Here is a 22,672-nt window from a genome sequence, read left to right on the forward strand (position 1 = left end):
CCCTTGTCGCGGGCGAGCCGCAGGCCCCCCGCGACGCGGTGTTAGAAGTCCATGCCGCCCATGCCGCCCATGCCGCCGCCGGGCATGCCCATCGGCGCCTTGTCGTCGGAGGGCAGTTCGGCGATGGTCGCCTCGGTCGTGATCAGCAGGCCGGCCACCGAAGCGGCGTCCTGCAGCGCGGCGCGGACGACCTTGGTCGGGTCGATCACGCCAGCGGCGACGAGGTTCTCATAGGTGTCGGTCGCGGCGTTGAAGCCCTTGGTCTCGTCATTTTCGCGCAGCAGGTTGCCGGCGACGACAGCGCCGTCGACGCCCGCATTCTGGGCGATCTGGCGCAGCGGCGCTTCGATGGCCTTGCGGATGATGTCGATGCCGCGGGTCTGGTCGTCGTTCGCGCCCTTGAGGTCCTTGAGGGCCTTGGTCGCATAGAGCAGGGCCGTGCCGCCGCCGGGGACGATGCCTTCCTCGACGGCTGCGCGGGTCGCGTGCAGCGCGTCGTCGACGCGGTCCTTGCGCTCCTTGACTTCCACTTCGGTGGCGCCGCCGACCTTGATGACGGCCACGCCGCCGGCCAGCTTCGCCAGACGCTCCTGGAGCTTCTCGCGGTCGTAATCGGACGTGGTGGTCTCGATCTGAGCGCGGATCTGCTCGGTGCGGCCCTTGATCGCTTCGCCGTCACCGGCGCCATCGACGATGGTGGTGTTGTCCTTGTCGATGGTGACGCGCTTGGCGGTGCCGAGCATGCCGAGGGTCACGTTCTCCAGCTTGATGCCGAGGTCTTCGGAGATGACTTCGCCCTTGGTCAGGACGGCGATGTCCTCCAGCATGGCCTTGCGGCGATCGCCGAAGCCCGGAGCCTTGACCGCAGCGACCTTCAGGCCGCCGCGCAGCTTGTTGACGACCAGGGTCGCCAGCGCTTCACCCTCGATGTCTTCCGCGATGATGAGGAGCGGACGGCCCGACTGAACCACGGCTTCGAGGATCGGCAGGATCGACTGCAGGTTCGACAGCTTCTTTTCGTGGATCAGGATGTAGGGGTCGGCCAGTTCGACCTGCATCTTTTCCGGGTTGGTGATGAAGTAGGGCGACAGGTAGCCGCGGTCGAACTGCATGCCTTCCACGACGTCCAGCTCGAAGTCGAGACCCTTGGCTTCCTCGACGGTGATCACGCCTTCCTTGCCGACGCGGTCCATGGCTTCGGCGATCTTTTCGCCGACTTCACGGTCGCCATTGGCGGAGATGATGCCGACCTGGGCGACTTCCTGCGAACCGGAAACCGGCTTGGAACGCGCCTTGACGTCCTCGACCACCTTGGCGACGGCGAGGTCGATGCCGCGCTTCAGGTCCATCGGGTTCATGCCGGCGGCGACCGACTTCATGCCTTCGCGCACGATGGCCTGGGCCAGGACGGTCGCGGTGGTGGTGCCGTCACCGGCGATGTCGTTGGTCTTCGAAGCGACTTCGCGGACCATCTGGGCGCCCATATTCTCGAACTTGTCCTTCAGTTCGATTTCCTTGGCGACGCTGACGCCGTCCTTGGTGATGCGGGGAGCGCCGAAGCTCTTGTCGATGACGACGTTGCGGCCCTTGGGGCCCAAGGTCACCTTGACCGCGTCGGCCAGGATGTCGACGCCGCGCAGGATGCGCTCACGAGCGTCACGCGAAAACTTTACGTCCTTCGCTGCCATGATCTTTACCTCTCTTGAATTGCAAATCTTGCGAAGTTCACACCGTTATGGGGCACGAATTTCCGCCAAAATAGGAAATGACGATCTGGTTCGCAGTTACGCGATGACGCCCAGGATGTCGCTTTCCTTCATGATGAGCAGGTCTTCACCGTCGACCTTGACCTCGGTGCCCGACCATTTGCCGAACAGGATGCGGTCGCCGGCCTTGACGTCCAGCGGGGTCACCTTGCCGTCTTCGGCCTTGGAGCCGGTGCCGACGGAGACGATTTCGCCTTCCTGCGGCTTTTCCTTGGCGGTGTCGGGGATGATGATGCCGCCAGCGGTCTTCTCTTCCGCCTCTACGCGGCGAACGAGAACGCGGTCATGCAACGGACGAAATGCCATGTTGAGTGCCTTTCCCTCTTTACGACGTTGAATGGGATGGGGATGGAATCGCGGCGCGACTCCGGCTCCTTCTCCCTGTTGAACTCGCATCTGTTAGCACTCCTCGTCGGGGAGTGCCAGCGCCGTTTCATATGGACGGGAAGGCGGGACGATCAAGAGCCTGCGTGCAAATTTTTTCATGCCCGTCCATCCCCGTCCATCGACACGGCGCGAAGAAACATGACGCCGGTCCTATAGGCCTTCCCTGCCGGCGGAGACAGCCGGACAGCGACGAAATGCGTTCCACGTGCAAAAAACGCGACCAATGCAGCCGCTGCCGCCGCGCTGCCTTTTTTTGATCATGCGGGGTTTGCGCCGGACAGGGTCGATCCTTACCTAGCCGGAGCAGCGGGCGTAGCCCGCCCCACCCTCTTCCCGCTTCCCCAAGGAGACGCCCTCATGACCGACACAGCCTATATTCCGCCGCGGGTCTGGACCTGGGACAAGGAAAGCGGGGGCGCCTTCGCCAACATCAACCGGCCGGTCGCCGGGCCGACCCATGACAGGGAATTGCCGGTCGGCAAGCACCCGCTCCAGCTCTATTCGCTCGCCACGCCCAATGGGCAGAAGGTGACGATCATGCTGGAGGAACTGCTGGCGGCGGGCAAGGACGCCGAATATGACGCCTGGCTGATCCGCATCAACGAGGGCGACCAGTTCGGCAGCGGCTTCGTGTCGGTCAACCCCAACAGCAAGATCCCGGCGCTGATGGACCATGGCGTCTCGCCGCCCCGGCGGGTGTTCGAATCCGGGTCGATCCTGGTCTATCTGGCCGAGAAATTCGGCGCCTTCCTGCCGACCGACCCGGCCGGGCGGACCGAGACGCTGAACTGGCTGTTCTGGCAGATGGGCAGCGCGCCGCTGCTGGGCGGGGGGTTCGGCCATTTCTACGCCTATGCGCCGGAAAAGTTCGAATATGCGATCAACCGCTATGCGATGGAGGCGAAGCGGCAGTTGGACGTGCTGGACCGGCAACTGGCTGAGCATGAATATGTCGCGGGCGACGAATATACGATCGCGGACATGGCGATCTGGCCCTGGTATGGCGGGGTGGCGCTGGGCCGGGCCTATGACGCGGCGGAATTCCTGGACGTGGGGAGCTATGCCAATGTGCTGCGCTGGGCCGAGCAGATCGACGCCCGGCCCGCGGTGCAGCGCGGGCGGATGGTCAACAAGGCGAACGGACCGCTGGAAGAGCAGCTTCGGGAGCGGCATGACGCCGGGGATTTCGCGACGCGGACGCAGGACAAGCTGGAGGGCGCCGGTTGAGCGGACACAACCCGCCGATGGCATGATCGGGCGCATGATCGGGCGCATGATCGGGCGCATGATCGGGCGATGGTGAAGTACCGTTTCGGACGGGAAGGCGGACGGTCAGCTTCCTGAGCGTCTCGCCCTCCTGCGAGGGCAAAAGCGCAAGACGCTCAAAAAAAAAAACGGCAATGACCCAAACCTGTCCAGCCGTGGAGACTGCCCCCCTCAACCCGCCGGCGGCAGGACGGCCGGCGTGGACGCAGTCTTGCGGCTCTGCTGGTCGACCCAGACCGACCAGAAGCCGGCGACATTCGCCCAATTGCCGGTCGTCACCTGGCCCAGCGCGGCCTTCGCGCCCGCCAGGTCGCCCGACCGCGCCAGCGCCACGCCAAGCCGGGCATTCGCCTTGCCGGCATCGACGCCTCCCTTGCTCAAGGCAAGGCGATATTGCTCCACCGCCTGGGGGAACTGGCCGAGCGAGAAATAGGTGTCGCCCACCGCCATGGCGGCCGACCCGTCCTTCGCCGCCGCCGCCTTCTTCGCCGCGGCGGGCAGGCCCGCTATCTCCTTCGCGGCCTTGGGCGTGGCGCTCTTGAGCAGTTGCGCCGTGGCCGCCTGCGTCGGCGTCAGCTTGCCCGCCGATCGGCCCGCCTCGATGATCGCCTTGGTCTCCGCGCTATAGCCTGTCTTTTCGGCCAGTTGCGCATAGGCCTGATAATCGCGCTCGCTCGCCATGGCGCCATTGGCGGCCTGAAGGCGATAGAGGTCGAGCTGCACCTGCGCGTCCATACCGGGGGCCGCCAGGTAATTGGCGAGGGCCGACCGCCACTCGCCCGCCGAATCATAACGGGACAGCCGTTCCCGATACAGCGCGCCCAATTCGGTCCAGTCCCCCGCCTGATAGGCCATGGAGATCGCCCGGTCGTACCAGGCCGCCGGGATAGGCTGCCCGGCCTCCCGCTGCCGCGCCAGGGCCTGCTGCACGAAGCCGCGCGCGTCCTTGGGCCGGTTGCGGCGGATGGCGATGTCGGCGCGCAGCATGGTGGCGTCGATCGGATCGTAGCCGAGCGTCCGGGCATAATCGAGCTGCGCCGTCGCATCGTCGTAATTGCCGACGATGTAGGACAGATAGCCCGCAATGTAGCGCAGGCGGGGCATGTCGCCCTTCGGCACGGAAGACGTCTTGAACATGTCGTTCAGCGCCACCCGCTGCGCCTGCCGGTCGACCTTCAGCACGGCAAGCTGGAACCGCAGGCCCGCCGCCACATAGGCCTCGAAATCGCTGACCGGCATCAGGCCCGAAATCTGCGCCTGCGCGGTCGAGACATCGCCGGCCCTGATCGCGGCGTCCGCCGCCTGCGTCGCGGCGCGGAACCCGTCCGACATCTGGATCGCCGGGCCGACGGCCGGCTTCTTCGCGACGGCGGGCGCGGCGACCAGCAGGGCGGCGCCGGCCAGCAGCCCGTAGGTCAGAATCGAATGTCTCGTCATGGCCATGTCAGCCATCCCCCTTGTCGCCCGGCTTCGGCCAGGCCGTCATCATGGTGGAAGATGATGGAGGCGCGCCGCCCGCGCCGGGCGGCGCGCCCCACATCAGGCAAGGATCAGGCCTTGGTCGCCAGATAGGCCAGCCACAGATCGGCGATCTGCTTGCGCGAACCGGCCTGCACCGACTGGAACGCCGCCTTGGCCGACGCATTGTCGCCGCCCAGCGCCTTGGCGATGCCCATGCGGGTGTTGATTTCGTCCGCGTCGACGCCGCCCTTCTGCTTGGCGAGTTCGAACATCGCCGCCGCCTTGGCATAGTCGCCATAGCCCAGATAGGCGTCGGCGGTCGCCGCCGCGATCTTGCCGTTCGCCGCCTTCTTCGCGTCAGCCTCCGCAGTGCCCAGCGAACCCTTGTCGCCCGCGATCTTGGGCACCGCCGTCTGGTACAGGTCGCCGCCCTGGCTGGCGCTCAGCACGCCCTTGCTGCGGCCAGCGTCGATCGCCGACTTCACCTCGCCGTAGATGCCGGTCTTCGACGCCATTTCGGCATATTCCAGATAATCCTGCGCCACGACCAGACCGCCGGAGGTCGCCATGAGGCGCAGCACGTCCAGATTCTCGCGGTTGGAGATATTGGGATTGGCCTGCTGGAACAGGCGGATCAGCGTGCGCAGATTTTCCCCGCTGGGCGCGGCCTGATAGGCCATCTTGGCCCATTCGGTGACTTCGGGCAGCTTCGCCTGCGCGGCGCGGCTGACGCCGATCTGATACCATTGCGCCGGCACCTGGCCCCCGGCCGCCCTGGTGGCGTCCGCCGCGGCCTTGAGCGCGGCGAGACCCTGCTGGTTCAGGCCGCGCTGCGGTTCGACCGAACTGTTGGCGGTGCCGGCCTTGCCGAAATAGGCCTGGGCCAGCGTCACGTTCACCGCGTCGGGCTTGTAACCGGCGGCCGCCGCCGCCTGGGCGCGGGTGATGGCGAGATCGTAATTCTTCGCCTGCAACGCCTGGTCGGCGGCGACGGCGTTGAACTGGCCCGCCTGCTCCGGCGGGGTGAGGCCGCTGTCCAGCATCTGCGTCAGCGCCTCGCTCTGCATCGCGGCATCCTTGCTGGCGATGGAGGCGTTCAGCTTGATCGCGCCGATCTGATATTTGTCGTCGTTCGACTTCGCCTTGCTGTCCGCATCGGCCAGCGCCGCCTTGGCCGCGGCGAAATCCTGCTTCTCCGCCGCCTGCTGGGCGGCCTGCAACGCCTTGATCACGTCGGGCGAGACGTTCAGCTTCGGGGCGCCGCCCTTCTTCTCGTCCTTCTTGGCCGCGAATGCCGGGGCCGAGACGGCGCCGCCGGCCAGCGCAAGGGTCAGCGCGAGCGCCACGGGGGTAACAAAACGCATGTTCATCTTCTCCTCTGCGCCCGCGGGACAGGCGGCCTTTGTTTGACGCCGATTAGGGGTCGGCGCGTGAATAACGTTTGAACGACCTATATGCACCAGTTGACCGCCTGTCAGCCCCCCGGAAACGATCCGGCGCGTCCGGCACGCATCTCATGCCTTTGCGCGTGCGCGCGCGAGGGGTGACAGATTTGTTTCGCTCCGCTAGTGCATGACGCACAACAAGCACTCACCGAAAAAAGAGAATCGATTTGACCGACGAGACTGCCCTCGCCGACCCTTCGGACATCAGCCCCATCTCCATCGTGGAGGAGATGAAGGCGAGCTATCTCGACTATGCCATGTCGGTCATTGTCGCCCGCGCCCTGCCGGACGTGCGCGACGGGTTGAAGCCGGTCCATCGCCGCATTCTCTTCTCCGCCCATGAATCGGGCTTCACCCACAACAAGCCCTATCGCAAGTCGGCCCGCATCGTCGGCGACGTGATCGGTAAATATCACCCGCATGGCGACAGCGCGATCTATGACGCATTGGCGCGCATGACGCAGGACTGGTCGATGCGCGTGCCGCTGATCGACGGCCAGGGCAATTTCGGTTCCATGGACCCGGATCCGCCGGCGGCGATGCGCTACACCGAGGCGCGCCTTGCCAAGGTGACGAACGCGCTGCTGGACGATCTGGACAAGGACACCGTCGATTTCCAGCCGAACTACGACGCCTCCGAAAGCGAGCCGCAGGTTCTGCCCGCCCGCTTCCCCAACCTGCTGGTCAACGGCGCGGGCGGCATCGCGGTCGGCATGGCGACCAATATCCCGCCGCATAACCTGGGCGAAGTGATCCGCGCCTGCCTCGCCTATATCGACAACACCGGCATCACCATCGACGAGCTGATCCAGATCGTCCCCGGCCCCGATTTTCCGACCGCGCCCTTGATCCTGGGCCAGTCCGGCGCCCGCAGCGCCTATCATACCGGGCGCGGCTCCATCATGATGCGCGCCCGGCATGAGATTGAGGAAGGTCGCGGCGACCGCCGCTCCATCGTCCTCACCGCCATTCCCTACCAGGTCGGCAAGAACGGCCTGGTCGAGAAAATCGCCGAAGCCGCCAAGGACAAGCGGATCGAGGGCATCAGCGACATTCGCGACGAATCGAGCCGCGAGGGCGTGCGCATCGTCATGGACCTGAAGCGCGACGCCACGCCGGAAGTCGTGCTGAACCAGCTATGGCGCAACACGCCCGCCCAGTCGAGCTTCCCGGCCAACATGCTGGCCATTCGCGGCGGCCGCCCGGAACTGCTCAACATCCGCGACATCATAGAGGCGTTCGTCCGCTTCCGCGAAGAGGTCATCACCCGCCGCACCAAATATGAACTCAACAAGGCCCGCGACCGGGCGCATATCTTGCTGGGCCTCGTCATCGCGGTCACCAACCTCGACGAGGTGGTGCGCATCATCCGGGGTTCGGCCAGCCCGGCCGAGGCCCGCGAAACCCTGCTCGCCCGCGACTGGCCGGTGGCGGAGATCGCGCCCTATCTGAAGCTGGTCGAGGCCATAGAGACGGAAGTCGGCGGCGACAGCTACCGCCTGTCCGACACGCAGGTCCGCGCCATCCTGGACCTGCGCCTGCACCGCCTGACCGCGCTCGGCAGGGACGAGATCGGCAACGAGCTGGCGGAACTCGCCGCCGCCATCGCCGAATATCTCGCCATATTGGGCGACCGGGTGAAGCTCTATGCCGTGATGCGCGAGGAGTTCGAGGCGATCGAACGCGACTTCGCCACCCCGCGCCTGTCGGAAATCACCGCCGCCGCCGACGGCATAGACGATGAAGACCTGATCGAGCGGGAGGAGATGGTCGTCACCGTCACCGTGCAGGGCTATATCAAGCGCACCCCGCTGGAGAGCTTCCGCGCCCAGGCCCGCGGCGGCAAGGGCCGTTCGGGCATGACGACCAAGGATGAGGACGCGATCACCGAATTGTTCGTCACCTCCACCCACACGCCGGTCCTCTTCTTCTCGACGGCGGGCAAGGTCTATCGCCTGAAGGTCTGGCGCCTGCCCGAAGGCGGCCCGGCCACGCGCGGCCGGCCGATGGTGAACCTGCTGCCCTTAAGCCCCGGAGAGACGATCCAGACCGTCCTGCCGCTGCCGGAGGACGAGGATAGCTGGAAGGACCTGCACGTCATGTTCGCGACCGCGAACGGCACGGTCCGGCGCAACAGCATGGACGCCTTCGCCAACATCCCGTCGAACGGCAAGATCGCGATGCGCTTCGACGATGAAAGCGACGACCGCCTGATCGGCGTGGCGCTGCTGACCGAAGAGGACGACGTGCTGCTCGCCACCCGCCAGGGCAAGGCGATCCGTTTCCAGGCGACGGACGTGCGCGAATTCCAGAGCCGCACCTCGACCGGCGTGCGCGGCATGACGCTCAAAAAGGACGATGAGGTCATCTCGCTCTCCATCCTTCACCGCTCGGGCGCCAATCAGGAGGAGCGCGACGATTATCTGCGCTTCGCCCCGTGGAAGGCGGAGAAGGAAGGATCGCCGCAGATGAGCGCGGAACGCTTCGCCGAGCTGGCCGCGAAGGAACAGTTCATCCTCACCGTCTGCGCCAATGGCTATGGCAAGCTGTCCTCCGCCTATGACTATCGCCGCACCGGGCGCGGCGGGCAGGGCATCACCAATATCGACAATATCGGCCGCAACGGCCCCGTCGTCGCCAGCTTCCCGGCGCGGCATGGCGACCATCTGATGCTGGTCACCGACCAGGCGAAGCTGATCCGCATGGGCCTTGAGTCCCTCCGCGTCATCGGCCGCAGTTCGGCCGGCGTGCGCCTGTTCAACGTGTCCGACGACGAGCATGTCGTCAGCGCGGCGAAGATCGAGGAAAGCGACGAGGAGACGGAGGTGAGCACCCCCGCCGGCCTGGAAGTCAGCCCGGAGGCCAGCCCCGAAGCCGATCCGGACCTGACCGAGGAGTGACCGACCTCTTCGCCTACAAGATCCTGACGAAGGATCAGTATGACCAGTTGAAGGCGGATGGCGCGTTCAAGGGCGCGCCGGTCGATCTGGCCGACGGCTACATCCACATGTCCACCCGCGAACAGGCCGCCGAGACGGCCGCCAGGCATTTTGCGGGGCAGGACCATCTGGTGATGCTGATGGTCGACCTGGCCCCTTTCGGCGACGCGCTGAAATGGGAAGAATCGCGTGGCGGCGCCCTCTTCCCGCACCTCTATGGCGAACTGCCGCTCAGCGCCGTGGCGGGCAAGGTGATCCTGCGCCTGGACGAGCAGGGCAGGCATCTCTTTCCGGCGGGCTTCTAACCCCCTGGGGCAATGCAGGCAGGCTCGCGGAAGCCTGCTCCGCCTCCCGCGCTATTTCCGGTTCACAGCAGCGTCATCCGCTGGCGGGGGCCATGTCCCGGCCCTCTCCTGAGATGGCGAGGCGGATCAGATGCTTCGTTTTCATGCCTTGGTGACGTCAGTGCAGGGTGGGGAGCGGACATTTCCCCCTATTCGTCACCCCGGACTTGATCCGGGGTGACGGAAAACTGATGACGGGAAGCGGCCAATCGCCGTCTTTAGGTGCGCCTGCTTCAAGGAAAACGGAACGTCCGCTCCTCATCCTGCATCTCTAGGCACCGTGGACAAATTCAAGACTTGCCGGACTGAGTGATTTGGGTGGTTAGCTGTCATTCCCCCTCCCGCAAGCGGGAGGGGGTTAGGGGGTGGGCTGGCGCAACATGCGCGTTGTTTTGCAACGGCCAAGTCAGAAGCTCGCTTCGCTCGCGCCCACCCCTAGCCCCTCCCGCTTGCGGGAGGGGAATGTCCTGGATTGGCCATTTCACGACATTTTCGAATTTGTCCACGCTGCCTAGAACCCTCTTTCCCCTGCTCCTTGGCATGTCCGATCCGCCTGCGGCTTCTGCGCACGCCTGCGCTTGTGCTGCGAAATCGATAGAAAAAATGACCGGAGTCCCGTCATTCCACTCTCTCCATCCGGACGACGCGCTTGTCGTTCATCCAATAATCATAGCCGCCCCATCTGATCCGCCGGGAAGCCGCCGCCGCCAACTGAATTCCCCAATGCGTCCAGCACACGGCAAAAGGCGCCAGCACATCCCACCAGAGCGAGCGCCGCGCCGCCCGCGCCTGGCCCCGTTCCAGCACGCTTGCGATGATCCGCCGCCGGATCAGCGCCCGTCCCGCGGCCGCCGCATAGCCAACGCCCACGGCGCTCCAGCCACCCCAACCCAGCGCCCAAATCCAGCCCAGCGCCTGCGCGCCCGCCACGGCGCAGGCGATCAGCCACATTCCCGCGCTGTTCGTCAGGACATGCCGATATTGCCGCACGCCGAAGCCCAGCGCCCCCCGCCCCTCCAGCGGGCTGGCCACCAGCAGATCGCGCACTGGCCGCAACCGCAGCTTCGCCCGCCATCCGGCAAGCCCGATCGTCATGTCGTCCGACAACCGCCCCGCCAGCGCGGCATCCAGGTCCAGCCGCTCCGCCGTTTCCCGCGTCAGCGCCATGGCCCCGCCCCAGGGCATGGTCGCGCTCGCCGCCCTGGGCAGCGTCGCCAACTGCATTTCGACCGCGCCCACCAGCGTGGCCGCCATGCTGGCTTCCGGCAACAACAGGCGATAGCCGGTCACGATGTCGGCCTTTCCCCGCACCAGCGGAAAGAGCAGCCGTCCCATGAGCCTTGACGGCGGTTCGATGTCCGCGTCGATGAAAATCAGATAACGGTCCCCCTGCCGCAAGGATCGCAGGGCCGCCCGCAGCTTGTGGACCTTCTGCCCCTCGTCGCTGGCGATGCCGGCGCGAACGATCTGCACCCAGTCCCCTTCGCGCCCCGCCAGCGCCTCCGCCGCCGCGCATGCGCCCGACGTGGCGATCACCAGCCGGAAAGGGGCCGCCTGCGCCTTCAGCCGGGCGATCAGTTCCGCGCCGCCATCCCAATCGTCGCGCACCGACAGCAGCACCACGACGCCATCGGGCGCTTCCTCCTGCCGGTCGGCCGGCAGGTGCCGCCAATAGTCGAGCACGCCGATCACGCTCAGCCCCTGCACGATCGCCCAAAGCCCCAAGGCCCAACTCATCGCAAATCCAAGCCCTTTACCGCCCCGACCGCTGCTGTATGACGGCAGGCGCGATGCTCTCCAACCCCTTTCTCTTCACCCTCCTCCGCATTCTTCCCGCGTCCCTCGCCTCCTGGCTGGGCGGATGGCTGTCGGCCAACATCGCCCGCAAGTCGATGAAGCTGCGCGATGAGCGCGCGCGCAGGAACCTTGCCATCCTCCGCCCCGATCTGGACGATGCGACCCGCGAGGCGATGCTCACCCGCCGCTGGTTCAACCTGGGCCGCACCATGGCGGAACTCACCAATATCGACCGGCTGATCGACAACGATCATGTGACGGTGGAGGATGGGGATGGCTATCGGCGGGTGCTCGACGGCCCCGGTCCGCTGATCGCCCTTTCCGTGCATCTGGGGAATTGGGACCTGCTCGCCGCGCATATCAAGGCGTCGACCGACAGGCCGGGCCTGGGCATCTACGACCCGCCGGAAGACCCCCGGCAGGCGGCCATGCTCAAGCGCGCCCGATCCAGCTATATGGGCGAGGCGATCACCGGGGACGGCGCCGCCCGCGGCGTGCTGAAGCATCTCGCCGGCCGGGACCGCGCCACCCTCTACATCCTGCTGGACGAACGCCGGGACCGGCAGGTCTGGTTTCCCCGCTTCGGCCGCGACCTGCCGCCGTCGGGCAACCTTTCCGTCGCGCTTCGCCTGGCCCGCAAGGTCGGCGCCAGGTTCCTGCCCTTCTACCTGATCCGCAGCGAAGGGCCGCATTTCCGCGTTCACTGGCACCCTCCGCTCGATCCCGCCCTGCTTTCCGACGACCGGATCATGGATCAGGTGGACGCCTTCCTCGGCAAGGCCTGCGTGGATCATGCCGACCAGTGGCTTGCGCTGCACGACATGGACCTGGCGGCTCCCGTCGCCGCCGTCGCGGCTGCGCGGGAGGAAGGGGCAGGGGGAGGGATGGCGGGATGAAAGCGGTTCTCACGCCCGGCCGCACCCGCTAAAGCGCCCCCATGCCCCGACTCGCCATCAAGATCTGCGGCCTTTCGACGCCAGAGACCGTGGGCGCCGCCATGCGGGCGGACGCGACGCATCTGGGCTTCGTCCATTTTCCGAAAAGCCCCCGGCATGTCGAAGCGGATCAATTGCGCGCCCTCGCCGCGCCTGTCCCGTCCCATGTCGAACGGGTCGCCGTGCTGGTCGATCCCACGGACGAAATCCTGGCGGGCCTGGCCGCCACCGGCTCCCTCACCGCGCTCCAGCTTCACGGCAGGGAGCCTCCCGAACGGGCGGCGGCCATTCGCAGGCGCTTCGGCATTCCCGTCTGGAAGGCCATTTCCGTCAAGACCCGCGCCGACATAGAGGCCGCCCGCGCCTATGCGGGCGCCGCCGACTTCATCCTGTTCGACGCCAGGACGCCCCATGGTTCGGCGCTCCCCGGCGGCATGGGCCTGCGCTTCGACTGGACGCTGCTGCGCGGCGCTGCCCCATCCCTGCCCTGGGGGCTTTCCGGCGGCCTGGACGTCGACAATGTGGCCGAAGCCGTCCGCATCACGGGCGCGCCGCTGGTCGACATTTCCTCCGGCGTCGAAAGCGCGCCGGGCATCAAGAGTGTGGACAAGATCATGGCCTTCTGCAATGCGGCATCGGCATGTTGACGCAGCGCGCCCCTTTAGAACGCATCGGCCTTCGATGGCGTTGATCACTTGGCCCAAGTGATCCAACCCATGCCCGAAGAGACAGAAGCGATGACCGATAGCATGACCCTGCCCAACAGCCTGCGTTCGCAGCCCGACGCCTCCGGCCATTTCGGCGCCTTTGGCGGCCGTTACGTGGCCGAAACCCTGATGCCGCTCATCCTGGAGCTGGAGAAGGTGTACAAGGAGGCGAAGCAGGACCCCGCCTTCGACGCGGAATTCACCGAATTGCTGCGCAGCTATGTCGGCCGCCCGAACCCGCTTTACCATGCCGCGCGCCTGACCGAGGCGCTGCGCGCCGAAGCGCCGCCCGGCAAGGGCGCGAAAATCTATCTGAAGCGCGAGGAGCTGAACCACACCGGCGCGCACAAGATCAACAATTGCATCGGCCAGGCGCTGCTGGCCCGCCGCATGGGCAAGAAGAAGGTCATCGCCGAAACCGGCGCGGGCCAGCACGGCGTCGCGACCGCGACCGTCGCCGCGCTGTTCGGCATGGAATGCAAGATCTTCATGGGCGCGAAGGACGTGGAGCGGCAGAAGCCCAACGTCTTCCGCATGAAGCTGCTGGGCGCGGAGGTGATCCCGGTCGTTTCGGGATCGCAGACCCTGAAGGACGCTATGAACGATGCGCTGCGCCATTGGGTGTCGAACGTCCACGACACCTTCTACATCATCGGCACGGCGGCCGGGCCGCACCCCTATCCCGAACTGGTGCGCGATTTCCAGTCGATCATCGGCCGGGAGGCGCGCGAGCAGATACTGGAACTGGAAGGCCGCCTGCCCGACATGCTGATCGCGCCGGTCGGCGGCGGCTCCAACGCCATCGGCCTGTTCCACCCCTTCCTGGACGATGCGGAGGTCAAGATGATCGGCGTCGAAGCAGCGGGCGAAGGATTGCAGGGCAAGCATGCCGCCTCCCTCGCGGGCGGCAAGTCCGGCATATTGCACGGCAACCGCACCTACCTGCTCCAGGACGAGGACGGGCAGATCACCGAGGCGCACAGCATCTCGGCCGGCCTGGATTATCCCGGCATCGGGCCTGAACATAGCTGGCTGCATGAAATCGGCCGGGTCGACTATATGCCGATCACCGACGATGAGGCGCTGGCCAGCTTCCAGAAGCTCTCCGCGCTGGAGGGGATCATCCCGGCGCTGGAATCGGCGCACGCCATCGCCAGCGCGGAAAAGGTCGCGCCGACGCTGGACGCCGACCAGATATTGATCGTCAACCTCTCCGGCCGCGGCGACAAGGACATCTTCACCGTGGCGACCGCTTTGGGGGTGGAGATATGAACCGCCACTCCGTTCGCACCAACGCCGCTTCCATTCGCGCAAATCCCTCCTCCGTTCTCCCTGAGCCTGTCGAAGGGCTGTTCTTCTCTTCAAAGAAAGAGCTGGGCTTCGACAAGCTCAGCCCGAACGGGTACTTTTTCAATGACTGACCGCCTCGCCACCCGCTTCGCCGCCTGCAAAAAGGCGGGCCGCGCCGCGCTCGTCACTTTCGTGACCGCAGGCGATCCGACCGTGGCCGACACCCCCGCGATCCTCGACGCGCTGGTGGAAGGGGGCGCGGACATCATCGAACTCGGCATGCCCTTCACCGATCCGATGGCCGATGGCCCGGCCATCGAACTGGCGAACCTGCGCAGCCTTGGCTCCGGCACCAGGACGAAGGACATCTTCGCCCTCGCCGCCGCCTTTCGCGCCAGGCACCCGGAAACCCCGCTGGTCCTGATGGGCTATGCCAACCCGATGCTCGTGCGCGGCTCGGCATGGTTCGCGGAGCAGTGCAAGACCGCGGGCGTCGATGGCGTCATCTGCGTCGATGTCCCGCCGGAGGAAGATGCCGAGATCGGCCCCGCCCTGCGCGCGGCCGGCGTCCACCTGATCCGCCTGGCGACGCCGACGACCGACGCCGCCAGGCTGCCCGCCGTGCTGAACGGCGCCAGCGGTTTCCTCTACCATGTCGCCGTCGCCGGCATCACCGGCAAGCAGCAGGCCGCGCAGGCCGCCGTCGAGCAGGCCGTCGCGAAGCTCAAGGCCGCCACCGACCTGCCGATCGCCGTGGGCTTCGGCGTGCGCTCCGCCGAACAGGCGGCCGCGATCGGACGCGTCGCCGACGGCGTGGTGGTGGGTTCCGCCATTGTCGACATCATCGGATCGCATGGCGATGCCGCCGCGCCCTTCGTCAAGGATTTCGTCGCCGCCCTTCGGGGCGCGCTGAACGCCAACAGCCCACATTTCCGGGAGACCGCCGCATGAGCTGGATCAACCGCGTCCGCAACGCGCTGCCCTTCATGGCGAAGAAGGAAACCACCGCCGAAACGCTGTGGCACAAATGCCCCTCCTGCGCCGAGATGATCTTCATCAAGGAATGGGAGGACAATCTTTCCGTCTGCCCGCGCTGCGACCATCATGGCCGCATCGGTCCCGCGGAGCGGTTCGAGCAGATACTCGACGCCGGATTCATCCTGCTGCCGACGCCGCAGGTGCAGGAAGACCCGCTCAAGTTCCGCGACTCCAAACGCTATCCCGACCGCATAAAGGCCGCCCGCGCCGCGACCGGCGACCAGGACGCGCTGATCAACGCGCGCGGCGCCATAGACGACGTGCCGCTGGTCATGGGGGTCCAGAACTTCGCCTATCTGGGCGGTTCCATGGGCATGGGCGTCGGCGCCGCCTTCATCCAGGGCGTCAACGAAGCCATCGCCCGCAAATGCCCCTATGTGATCTTCACCGCAGCGGGCGGCGCGCGCATGCAGGAGGGCATCCTCTCCCTCATGCAGATGCCGCGATCCACCGTGGCCATCCGGAAACTCCACGCGGCGGGCCTGCCCTATATCGTGGTGCTGACCGATCCGACGACCGGCGGCGTCACGGCGAGCTATGCCATGCTGGGCGACATCCAGATCGCGGAACCCAATGCGCTCATCGGCTTCGCGGGCCAGCGCGTCATCGAAAGCACGATCCGCGAAAAGCTGCCCGACGGCTTCCAGCGCGCCGAATATCTGCTGGAGCACGGCATGCTGGACATGGTCGTCCATCGCAGCGACCTGCGCGACACGCTTGCCAGGGTGATCGGCTACCTCGCCCCACGCGCCGCCGCCTGACGCCAACGGGACCAGAGCCGATGGCCGACCACGCCGTCTCCGACGATCCGGCCGTCCAGGCCCAGCTCGACCGCCTCGCGACGCTGTCGCCGGGCGCCGACATATTGGGCCTGGAACGCATCGTCCGCCTGCTGGACCACATCGGCAACCCCCACCGCGCCCTGCCGCCCGTCTTCCATGTCGCGGGCACCAACGGCAAGGGTTCGACCTGCGCCTTCCTGCGCGCCGCGCTGGAGGCGGACGGGAAGACGGTGCATGTCTTCACCTCTCCCCATCTGGTCCGCTTCAACGAACGCATCCGCATCAGCGGCAAGCTGATCTCCGACGAGGCGCTGGCCCATTATCTCTCCCGCGTGCTGGACGTGGCGGAAGGGATCGGCGCCAGCTTCTTCGAAGTCACGACCGCCGCCGCCTTCCTCGCCTTTTCCGAACATCCCGCCGACGCCTGCATCCTGGAAGTGGGGCTTGGCGGCCGCCTGGACGCCACCAATGTCATCGAAAGGCCCGTGATCTGCGGCATCGCGCAGCTCGGCCTCGACCATCAGGGCTTCCTTGGCGCCACGATCCGGGAGATCGCGGCGGAAAAGGCCGGCATCGCCAAGCCCGGCGCGCCGCTGGTGACGCAGCGCTATGCCGACGCACTCTTCCCGGTGATGCTGGAGGCCGCCGCCCGCAACCGGACCCACTGGTTCGCCATGGGGGAAAGCTGGGACGCGGCGGCCTATCGGGATCGCCTCCATTATCGCGACGACCAGGGACGGCTCGACACGCCCTTGCCGCGCCTGCCCGGCGCGCACCAGATCCATAACGCCGCGCTCGCCTTCGCCATGCTGCGGCACCAGAATGTCGTGCCCGTCAGCGAAGCCGCGCTGAAGGCCGCCCCGCTCTGGGCGCATTGGCCCGCCCGCCTGCAAAGGCTGGACCATGGTCCCTTGCTCGCCCGCCTGCCGGAAGGGACCGAGGCATGGCTGGATGGCGGCCACAATGCCAGCGCGGGCGAGGCGATCAGCGCCTTTTTCAGCAGCGAGCGGCTGGAGGAACAGAAGCTCCAACTGATGATCGGCATGCTGTCGAACAAGGATCTGGACGCCTATCTCCATCCTTTTGCGGGGCGGATCGCGCATATCCATGCCCTGCCGGTGCCCGGCCATGACCATCATCCGCCGGAACGATTCGCCGCCATCGCCGATCGCTGGGACATCGCCTGCACCGCGCATGCGACGCCCGAAGGCGCCCTTGCCGCCATCTCCGCCCAGCCGGGCCATGCGCCGAAGCTGCTGATCTGCGGCTCCCTCTACCTCGCGGGCGAAATTTTGCGGCTGAACGGTCAATATCCCGACTGAATTTACTTGCGATTGACTCGCAATAGCGTATTTTTGCCTTCCAACAACAAGGCAGAAGGTAAGAACGCATGGCCAACGGAGAGTCCCCCTCCCTCGATCAGCCCCGTCCGCTTCCCGGCGGCTACGGCAACCGGCTGTTCCTCTATGTGATGCGCCGCATGGCGACGGCAGGGGTCAATGACGCCCATGCCGCCAATGCGATGCTGGGCGCCTTTGGCCGCAGCTATCGCCGGCCGCTGGTGCTGATGCGGGCGATGATGCTGGAAATGGCGCGGACATCCAGCCGCAAGATATTGATCGCGCCCTGCTGCTGTTCCCGCATGACGAGCGACGAGGCGCTGATGATGCAGGCCATCGGCGGCGCGCTGCGCAGCCCGCGTTCGGCCTATGAGGATGTCGCCGCCCTGCTGGGCAACGACCATGCGCTGGGCGCGCTCACCTGCCTGCAGGCGGTCGCCCAGGCGCATTGCGATCTGGGACGTCCCCTCGATCTCTACGCGGCGGGTTAGCGCATCGGTTCAGCCATGCTGCGTAGCCGCCGTGCCGACGCTGGCGTCGATCAGCCCGGCGCGCATCATCAGCCAGAAAAGGACGATGCCCGGCACCGCCAGCGCGGTGGTCAGCAGGTAGAAGTCGACATAGCCGAACCGCTCTATCATCGCGCCCGCCGTCGTCCCGGTCAGGAACCGTCCGACGATGCTCGCCGCCGCCGAAATCAGCGCATATTGCGCGGCGGTGAAGCGCAGGTCGCAGAGCGCGGAGAAATAGGCGACCACCGTCACCCCGCCGATGCCGCTCGCGAAATTCTCGAAACCGATGGCGCCGGCCATGCCCCAATTGCTCTTGCCCAGCGCGGCCAGCAGCGCGAAGCTGAAATTGGACACGCCCATCAGCAGCAGGCTGACCAGCACGGACCGCTTCATCCCCATGCGCGCATAGAGCACGCCGCCGACGAAGATTCCGATCAGATAGGCCCAGAAACCGATCCCCACGTCGTAGATGGCGATCTCGTCATTGGTGTAGCCCATGTCGTCGAACAGCAGGCGGAAGGTGAGGTTGGCCAGCGTGTCGCCGATCTTGTGCAGCAGGATGAACAGCAGCACCAGCCAGGCGCCGCGCCGCCGGAAGAATTCCACCAGCGGCCCGGCGATCGACTGCCACACTTCGCCCATTCCGCGCCGCGCCGTCGGCTCGCGGTGCCGCTCCGGCTCGCCCAGCACCAGCCCGGTCAGCATGGCGGGCAAGGCGAAGACCGCGCAGGCCAGATAGGCCCCATGCCAGCCGATCCGCGCCGCCAGCACCAGCGCCAGCGCGCCCGCCGCGACCGACCCGATCCGCCAGCCATATTGCGACAGGCCGGACCCGACGCCCAATTGCTCCGGCTTCAAAGTCTCGATCCGATAGGCGTCGATCACGATGTCGAAGGTGGCGCCCGCGACGCCGACCAGGATCGCGGCATAGGCCGTCTGCAACAGGCCTGTGGCGGGATCGACCAGCGCCAGGTTGGCGACCGCCGCCATCACGAACGATCCCGCCACCAGCAGCCAACTCACCCGCTGCCCCAGCCGGCCGATGACCGGCAGCCGAACGCCGTCGACGACCCAGGCCCACAGCCATTTGAGGTTATAGACCAGGAAGGCGAGAGTGAAGGCCGTCACCGCCTTCTTGTCGATGCCGTCCTGCGCCAGCCGGGTGGTCAGCGTCGCGCCGATCATCGCATAGGGAAAGCCCGATGATATGCCGAGAAAAAAGGCCCCCAGAGGCGCCTTCTGCACATAGGGCTTCACCGCGTCCAGCCAGCCAGCCGAGCCCTTCGCCATGTCGGTCATAAATCGGTGCGCCCCCCGGGGATGATTATCCGGGCCACCATATGGGCAAATGCGGTGGAGGCAAGCCGTCCGCCCATCTTATTCCGGGGGTGGATCAGGGCGCATCCTCGAACAGGTGGAGCCCGTCGGGAAAGCGGGGCAGCGCCTTGCCGCGGAGCAGGGCATCCAGCACGTCGATCGCCGCCAGCAGATCGCGCGGCGCATAGGGCTTGGCCAGGCATCCCAGAGCCATTTCCCTGGCGTCGACCGGGCAGGCGCCCGTCACGAACAACACCGCGACGCCCTTGCCCGCCGCGAAGCGCGCAAGGTCGACCCCGCTCTTGTCGCCATGCAGGGTGACGTCCGCGATCACCAGGTCGACGCTCTCCTCCTCGATCACGGTGACGGCATGGGCATATTCGTCGACGGTGGCGGCCACGCGATAGCCCGCCATTTCCAGCACATGCTCATTGTCGAAGGCGACCAGCGGCTCATCCTCGACCACCAGGACGCTGCGTATCGCCTTGCGGCGCTCCCGCGCTTCGGCTTCCCCTTTTACCAGCCCGAAAAACATTTGCCGATCCGCCCCATTTGCGCCATTCAGCCGACCAACGTGCAAGGCCCCGAAGGGGTTTCCCATCGCCCCGGCGCATGGGCGCAAGGACAACACCATTCGTCAATTTCCTGGCCTTCCCGATATGGGAATGCCGCCCCGTTTTGAAAAGGAACTCTTCCGTGGAACCGCCGAAAAAATCTGGGCCGCCGCGTCGGCCGGGCTCCGGCGGTCCCAGGCGTCCGACGGGCGCCAGGGCTGCGCCGGGATCGCGCCCGGCCCGCCCGCCGTTCAGGAAGACCAAGGCCGCCCCGGCGACGCCCGCCAACCCCCATCCCGCCCGCGCCGCCGCCGCAGCCGGCGGCGGGAACGAGCCGCAGCGCATCGCCAAATTGCTCGCCCGCGCCGGCGTCGCATCCCGGCGGGAGGTCGAGCGGATGATCGAGGAGGGGCGGATCACGCTGAACGGCGAAGCGGTGTCGACCCCCGCCACGCTCCTCTCTTCGCTGCACGGCGTCGCGGTCGACGGCAATCCGGTCGCCGCGCCGGCGCCTGCGCGCCTGTTCCTCTTTCACAAGCCGTCGGGTTTCCTGACGACCGAACGCGATCCCCGCGGCCGCCCGACCATCTACGACAAGCTGCCCCCCGACCTGCCCCGCGTCATGCCGATCGGACGGCTGGACATGATGACGGAGGGCCTGCTGCTGCTCACCACCGATGGGGAGTTCAAGCGGCAGATGGAACTGCCCTCCACCGGCGTGCCGCGCACCTATCGCGCCCGCGCCTTCGGCGAGGTGAGCCAGAACCAGCTTGAGGATCTGTTCGACGGGCTGGAGATAGACGGGATACGCTACGGCCGGATAGAGGCCAATCTGGAACGGCGCACCGGCCGCAACCAGTGGATCGAAATGACGCTGACCGAAGGCAAGAATCGCGAGGTCCGCCGGGTGCTGGAACATCTGGGGCTTCAGGTGAACCGGCTGATCCGCACCAGCTATGGCCCGTTCCATCTGGGCGAACTGGCGTCCGGGGCGGTCGAGGAAGTGCGGCAGCACGATCTGGTCGTCTTCCGCAAGGGGCTGAAGGGCGCGAAATGAGGATCATCGCAGGCCAATGGCGCGGCCGTCCGCTGGTTGCGCCCAAGGGCGACGCGACGCGCCCCACGGCGGATCGCACACGCGAAACGCTCTTTTCCATGTTGCTGAGCCGGATCGGCTCCTTCGAGGGGCTGAGCGTCGGCGATTTCTTCGCGGGGTCGGGCGCGCTTGGCTATGAAGCGCTCTCTCGCGGCGCGGCAAGCTGCGTCTTCGTGGAGCAGGACCGCGCCGCGCTGGATGCGATCCGCGCCAATGGCGACAGGCTGGGCGTCCGCCCCGACATCCGCCAGGGCAGCGTCCTGTCGATCGGTCCGGCGGGCAAGCCGCTGGACCTCATCTTCATGGACCCGCCCTATCAGAGCGGCGCTGGCATGGTGGCGCTGGACAAGCTCAGCCGCCTGGGCTGGACTAGCCCCGCGACCTGGATCAGCATGGAAACCGACCGCCGCGAGGATGTGGCCGTAAAGGGCTTCGCGGCAGAGGCGACCCGCGATGTGGGCAAGGCGCGCCTGACGTTGCTGCGCGCAGCGGACCAGGCCGGGTAAAGAGCGCTCCGGCCCCGGCTGAAAGATAGGGCATGCGCGCGGGCGGGGCTTGGCGACCGTCGTCGCCACCCTGCCCCGCCCCGACGCCGTCAGCGCCGCTTACGCATGGATTTGGACGCTTCGCCGCGGTTGATGCAGCTATCCTGCACTGTCTTGCTGCATAGCGGATAATCCTTTCGCTCGGTCGGCGGCGGCGTCATATTGCCGCCCACTGTCGCGGGATTGGCGGATGTTCCGACCGGCGCGGACGGATCGCGCGGGACGCCGGCGGGGGCAGGTTGCATCCCCGTGTCCGGGGGCACGGCGCCCGTGGGTTGGCCGGCATTGGGATCGGCGGCGGGCGGCGGCGTGGCCGGCGTCGCCGGACTGGCGGGCGCGGAGCCCGGCTCCGCGGGCGTCGCGGGCATGGCGGGCGTCGCGCCCTGATCGGGCGGCGGCGCAGCGGTTGCGGGGGGCTGCGCCGAAGCGGGCATGTCCTGCGCTATTGCAATGCCGGTGACGCCGGCGCCGAAGGCCAATATGGTCGCGCCTGCCAACAGGATCGATTTCATCGGGATCATCCTTTCCTTGTTCTCGACCCGTTCTGCCGTTCGGGCTGCACAAAGAACCGGATTTGCGACGCCGACGTTCCGGCCATGGCGATGAACCGTTGCCGCCGCGCCGCCAGACGATCCCCTAAACCACCCGCCTCAATGCTCAGGATAGCGATCGAACTTCGGCAGTTCGTGCGCGCCCGCCATCCAGGACGCGGCCTCCGCGAATTGCACATGGATGGCCGGCGGCAGGGCGGACGGGTCGTCCAGCGTGCCCGTCTGAATATCCACCATGCCGGGGAAGACCGCGGCATTGCGATAGAACAGCCCCGTGCCGCATGTCCCGCAAAATTCCCGCGTCACATTGTCGGAGGATCGATAGGTCACGGGGCGGCCCGTCACCGTCACCCTGTCTTCCGGAAACAAGGCCCAGCCGACCATCGGCGCGCCCGCGCTTTTCCGGCAGTCCGAACAATGGCACAGCGCGCTGTAGACTGGCTCCCCTTGCGCTTCGTAATGGATCGCCCCGCATTGGCACCGCCCCGAAACCATGGCCTTATCTCCTTGCATGATTCGCCTTTTGTTCTCATAGAAGAAGCGACGGCGCAAGGGCTGCCCGCCCTTGCCGCTTCCCGCCCGGCACCTTAGTTGATAGCT

22 protein-coding genes are annotated in these 22,672 nt (G+C 66.6%); 13 read left to right on the forward strand and 9 right to left on the reverse strand.

Going from position 1 to position 22,672, the window contains the following annotated elements:
- Positions 1 to 41: 41 nt before the first annotated feature.
- Positions 42 to 1,688 (reverse strand): chaperonin GroEL, encoded by a 1,647-nt coding sequence (gene groL / locus Sj15T_RS07100; protein ID WP_013040406.1) that lies wholly within the window; start codon positions 1,686 to 1,688, stop codon positions 42 to 44.
- Positions 1,689 to 1,784: 96 nt separating this feature from the next.
- Positions 1,785 to 2,072, reverse strand: coding sequence for a co-chaperone GroES (gene groES / locus Sj15T_RS07105; protein WP_007688871.1), 288 nt, complete (start codon positions 2,070 to 2,072; stop codon positions 1,785 to 1,787).
- A 438-nt stretch (positions 2,073 to 2,510) separates the two neighbouring features.
- On the opposite strand from groES, the gene yghU reads away from it, so the two are divergent.
- Positions 2,511 to 3,380, forward strand: a complete 870-nt coding sequence (yghU, locus tag Sj15T_RS07110; RefSeq protein ID WP_013040408.1) for a glutathione-dependent disulfide-bond oxidoreductase — start codon at positions 2,511 to 2,513, stop codon at positions 3,378 to 3,380.
- A gap of 210 nt (positions 3,381 to 3,590) precedes the next feature.
- Here yghU and Sj15T_RS07115 read toward each other — a convergent pair whose 3' ends face one another.
- On the reverse strand, positions 3,591 to 4,862 hold the full coding sequence (locus Sj15T_RS07115; protein WP_041386459.1) for a hypothetical protein: 1,272 nt from the start codon (positions 4,860 to 4,862) through the stop codon (positions 3,591 to 3,593).
- A gap of 107 nt (positions 4,863 to 4,969) precedes the next feature.
- Positions 4,970 to 6,250, reverse strand: a complete 1,281-nt coding sequence (locus Sj15T_RS07120; RefSeq protein WP_007688864.1) for a hypothetical protein — start codon at positions 6,248 to 6,250, stop codon at positions 4,970 to 4,972.
- A 242-nt stretch (positions 6,251 to 6,492) separates the two neighbouring features.
- Here Sj15T_RS07120 and gyrA point away from each other — a divergent pair, with 242 nt between their 5' ends.
- Positions 6,493 to 9,225: a DNA gyrase subunit A gene (gene gyrA, locus Sj15T_RS07125; RefSeq protein WP_338756219.1), complete on the forward strand. Its 2,733-nt coding sequence runs from the start codon at positions 6,493 to 6,495 to the stop codon at positions 9,223 to 9,225.
- Complete coding sequence (locus tag Sj15T_RS07130; protein ID WP_007688860.1) at positions 9,222 to 9,569, forward strand: DUF952 domain-containing protein; 348 nt, start codon at positions 9,222 to 9,224, stop codon at positions 9,567 to 9,569. The genes gyrA and Sj15T_RS07130 overlap by 4 nt, the downstream gene beginning before the upstream one ends.
- 657 nt (positions 9,570 to 10,226) lie before the next feature.
- Here Sj15T_RS07130 and Sj15T_RS07135 read toward each other — a convergent pair.
- A complete protein-coding gene (locus Sj15T_RS07135) occupies positions 10,227 to 11,345 on the reverse strand; it encodes a glycosyltransferase (RefSeq protein WP_013040411.1) in 1,119 nt (372 codons plus the stop codon).
- Positions 11,346 to 11,398: 53 nt separating this feature from the next.
- Here Sj15T_RS07135 and Sj15T_RS07140 point away from each other — a divergent pair, with 53 nt between their 5' ends.
- The 8 genes from Sj15T_RS07140 (at position 11,399) to Sj15T_RS07175 (ending at position 17,988) form a co-directional block, all read left to right on the forward strand.
- Positions 11,399 to 12,301 carry a lauroyl acyltransferase gene (locus Sj15T_RS07140; protein WP_013040412.1) on the forward strand — a complete coding sequence of 301 codons (903 nt, stop codon included), beginning with the start codon at positions 11,399 to 11,401 and terminating at the stop codon, positions 12,299 to 12,301.
- Between the two features lie 41 nt (positions 12,302 to 12,342).
- Positions 12,343 to 12,987 (forward strand): phosphoribosylanthranilate isomerase, encoded by a 645-nt coding sequence (locus tag Sj15T_RS07145; RefSeq protein WP_013040413.1) that lies wholly within the window; start codon positions 12,343 to 12,345, stop codon positions 12,985 to 12,987.
- A gap of 90 nt (positions 12,988 to 13,077) precedes the next feature.
- A complete protein-coding gene (gene trpB, locus Sj15T_RS07150) occupies positions 13,078 to 14,319 on the forward strand; it encodes a tryptophan synthase subunit beta (protein ID WP_020819289.1) in 1,242 nt (413 codons plus the stop codon).
- Positions 14,316 to 14,468, forward strand: a complete 153-nt coding sequence (locus Sj15T_RS07155) for a hypothetical protein (protein WP_154651061.1) — start codon at positions 14,316 to 14,318, stop codon at positions 14,466 to 14,468. Before trpB ends, Sj15T_RS07155 begins: the two co-directional genes overlap by 4 nt.
- The gene (gene trpA, locus Sj15T_RS07160) at positions 14,461 to 15,288 is read left to right on the forward strand and encodes a tryptophan synthase subunit alpha (RefSeq protein WP_013040415.1); all 828 of its coding nucleotides are present in this window, start codon (positions 14,461 to 14,463) and stop codon (positions 15,286 to 15,288) included. Before Sj15T_RS07155 ends, trpA begins: the two co-directional genes overlap by 8 nt.
- The gene (accD, locus tag Sj15T_RS07165; RefSeq protein WP_007688844.1) at positions 15,285 to 16,136 is read left to right on the forward strand and encodes an acetyl-CoA carboxylase, carboxyltransferase subunit beta; all 852 of its coding nucleotides are present in this window, start codon (positions 15,285 to 15,287) and stop codon (positions 16,134 to 16,136) included. Before trpA ends, accD begins: the two co-directional genes overlap by 4 nt.
- A gap of 20 nt (positions 16,137 to 16,156) precedes the next feature.
- A complete protein-coding gene (locus Sj15T_RS07170) occupies positions 16,157 to 17,479 on the forward strand; it encodes a folylpolyglutamate synthase/dihydrofolate synthase family protein (protein WP_013040416.1) in 1,323 nt (440 codons plus the stop codon).
- Between the two features lie 68 nt (positions 17,480 to 17,547).
- Positions 17,548 to 17,988 carry a DUF6628 family protein gene (locus Sj15T_RS07175; RefSeq protein WP_007688841.1) on the forward strand — a complete coding sequence of 147 codons (441 nt, stop codon included), beginning with the start codon at positions 17,548 to 17,550 and terminating at the stop codon, positions 17,986 to 17,988.
- A gap of 9 nt (positions 17,989 to 17,997) precedes the next feature.
- On the opposite strand, the gene Sj15T_RS07180 is transcribed toward Sj15T_RS07175, so the two are convergent.
- Complete coding sequence (locus Sj15T_RS07180; protein WP_013040417.1) at positions 17,998 to 19,308, reverse strand: MFS transporter; 1,311 nt, start codon at positions 19,306 to 19,308, stop codon at positions 17,998 to 18,000.
- Between the two features lie 94 nt (positions 19,309 to 19,402).
- Positions 19,403 to 19,861 (reverse strand): response regulator, encoded by a 459-nt coding sequence (locus tag Sj15T_RS07185; protein ID WP_013040418.1) that lies wholly within the window; start codon positions 19,859 to 19,861, stop codon positions 19,403 to 19,405.
- 161 nt (positions 19,862 to 20,022) lie between these two features.
- Here Sj15T_RS07185 and Sj15T_RS07190 point away from each other — a divergent pair, with 161 nt between their 5' ends.
- Positions 20,023 to 20,937, forward strand: a complete 915-nt coding sequence (locus Sj15T_RS07190; protein WP_013040419.1) for a pseudouridine synthase — start codon at positions 20,023 to 20,025, stop codon at positions 20,935 to 20,937.
- The gene (gene rsmD, locus Sj15T_RS07195; protein WP_013040420.1) at positions 20,934 to 21,482 is read left to right on the forward strand and encodes a 16S rRNA (guanine(966)-N(2))-methyltransferase RsmD; all 549 of its coding nucleotides are present in this window, start codon (positions 20,934 to 20,936) and stop codon (positions 21,480 to 21,482) included. The genes Sj15T_RS07190 and rsmD overlap by 4 nt, the downstream gene beginning before the upstream one ends.
- A gap of 89 nt (positions 21,483 to 21,571) precedes the next feature.
- On the opposite strand, the gene Sj15T_RS07200 is transcribed toward rsmD, so the two are convergent.
- On the reverse strand, positions 21,572 to 22,042 hold the full coding sequence (locus Sj15T_RS07200; RefSeq protein WP_013040421.1) for a hypothetical protein: 471 nt from the start codon (positions 22,040 to 22,042) through the stop codon (positions 21,572 to 21,574).
- A gap of 129 nt (positions 22,043 to 22,171) precedes the next feature.
- Complete coding sequence (locus Sj15T_RS07205; protein ID WP_007688829.1) at positions 22,172 to 22,567, reverse strand: GFA family protein; 396 nt, start codon at positions 22,565 to 22,567, stop codon at positions 22,172 to 22,174.
- Positions 22,568 to 22,672: the final 105 nt, after the last annotated feature.

This window comes from Sphingobium sp. TA15 (assembly GCF_037101235.1).
Taxonomy (GTDB): Bacteria; Pseudomonadota; Alphaproteobacteria; order Sphingomonadales; family Sphingomonadaceae; genus Sphingobium; species Sphingobium indicum.

Coding starts and splice junctions, on each gene's coding strand:
- yghU (WP_013040408.1), top strand. CDS start 2,511: ATGACCGACACAGCCTATATTCCGCCGCGGGTCTGGACCTGGGACAAG.
- trpB (WP_020819289.1), top strand. CDS start 13,078: ATGACCGATAGCATGACCCTGCCCAACAGCCTGCGTTCGCAGCCCGAC.
- Sj15T_RS07200 (WP_013040421.1), bottom strand. CDS start 22,042: ATGATCCCGATGAAATCGATCCTGTTGGCAGGCGCGACCATATTGGCC.
- Sj15T_RS07145 (WP_013040413.1), top strand. CDS start 12,343: ATGCCCCGACTCGCCATCAAGATCTGCGGCCTTTCGACGCCAGAGACC.
- Sj15T_RS07155 (WP_154651061.1), top strand. CDS start 14,316: ATGAACCGCCACTCCGTTCGCACCAACGCCGCTTCCATTCGCGCAAAT.
- Sj15T_RS07135 (WP_013040411.1), bottom strand. CDS start 11,345: ATGAGTTGGGCCTTGGGGCTTTGGGCGATCGTGCAGGGGCTGAGCGTG.
- Sj15T_RS07115 (WP_041386459.1), bottom strand. CDS start 4,862: ATGGCCATGACGAGACATTCGATTCTGACCTACGGGCTGCTGGCCGGC.
- trpA (WP_013040415.1), top strand. CDS start 14,461: ATGACTGACCGCCTCGCCACCCGCTTCGCCGCCTGCAAAAAGGCGGGC.
- Sj15T_RS07185 (WP_013040418.1), bottom strand. CDS start 19,861: ATGTTTTTCGGGCTGGTAAAAGGGGAAGCCGAAGCGCGGGAGCGCCGC.
- Sj15T_RS07205 (WP_007688829.1), bottom strand. CDS start 22,567: ATGGTTTCGGGGCGGTGCCAATGCGGGGCGATCCATTACGAAGCGCAA.
- Sj15T_RS07180 (WP_013040417.1), bottom strand. CDS start 19,308: ATGACCGACATGGCGAAGGGCTCGGCTGGCTGGCTGGACGCGGTGAAG.
- accD (WP_007688844.1), top strand. CDS start 15,285: ATGAGCTGGATCAACCGCGTCCGCAACGCGCTGCCCTTCATGGCGAAG.
- Sj15T_RS07140 (WP_013040412.1), top strand. CDS start 11,399: ATGCTCTCCAACCCCTTTCTCTTCACCCTCCTCCGCATTCTTCCCGCG.
- groL (WP_013040406.1), bottom strand. CDS start 1,688: ATGGCAGCGAAGGACGTAAAGTTTTCGCGTGACGCTCGTGAGCGCATC.
- Sj15T_RS07120 (WP_007688864.1), bottom strand. CDS start 6,250: ATGAACATGCGTTTTGTTACCCCCGTGGCGCTCGCGCTGACCCTTGCG.
- Sj15T_RS07170 (WP_013040416.1), top strand. CDS start 16,157: ATGGCCGACCACGCCGTCTCCGACGATCCGGCCGTCCAGGCCCAGCTC.
- rsmD (WP_013040420.1), top strand. CDS start 20,934: ATGAGGATCATCGCAGGCCAATGGCGCGGCCGTCCGCTGGTTGCGCCC.
- Sj15T_RS07175 (WP_007688841.1), top strand. CDS start 17,548: ATGGCCAACGGAGAGTCCCCCTCCCTCGATCAGCCCCGTCCGCTTCCC.
- groES (WP_007688871.1), bottom strand. CDS start 2,072: ATGGCATTTCGTCCGTTGCATGACCGCGTTCTCGTTCGCCGCGTAGAG.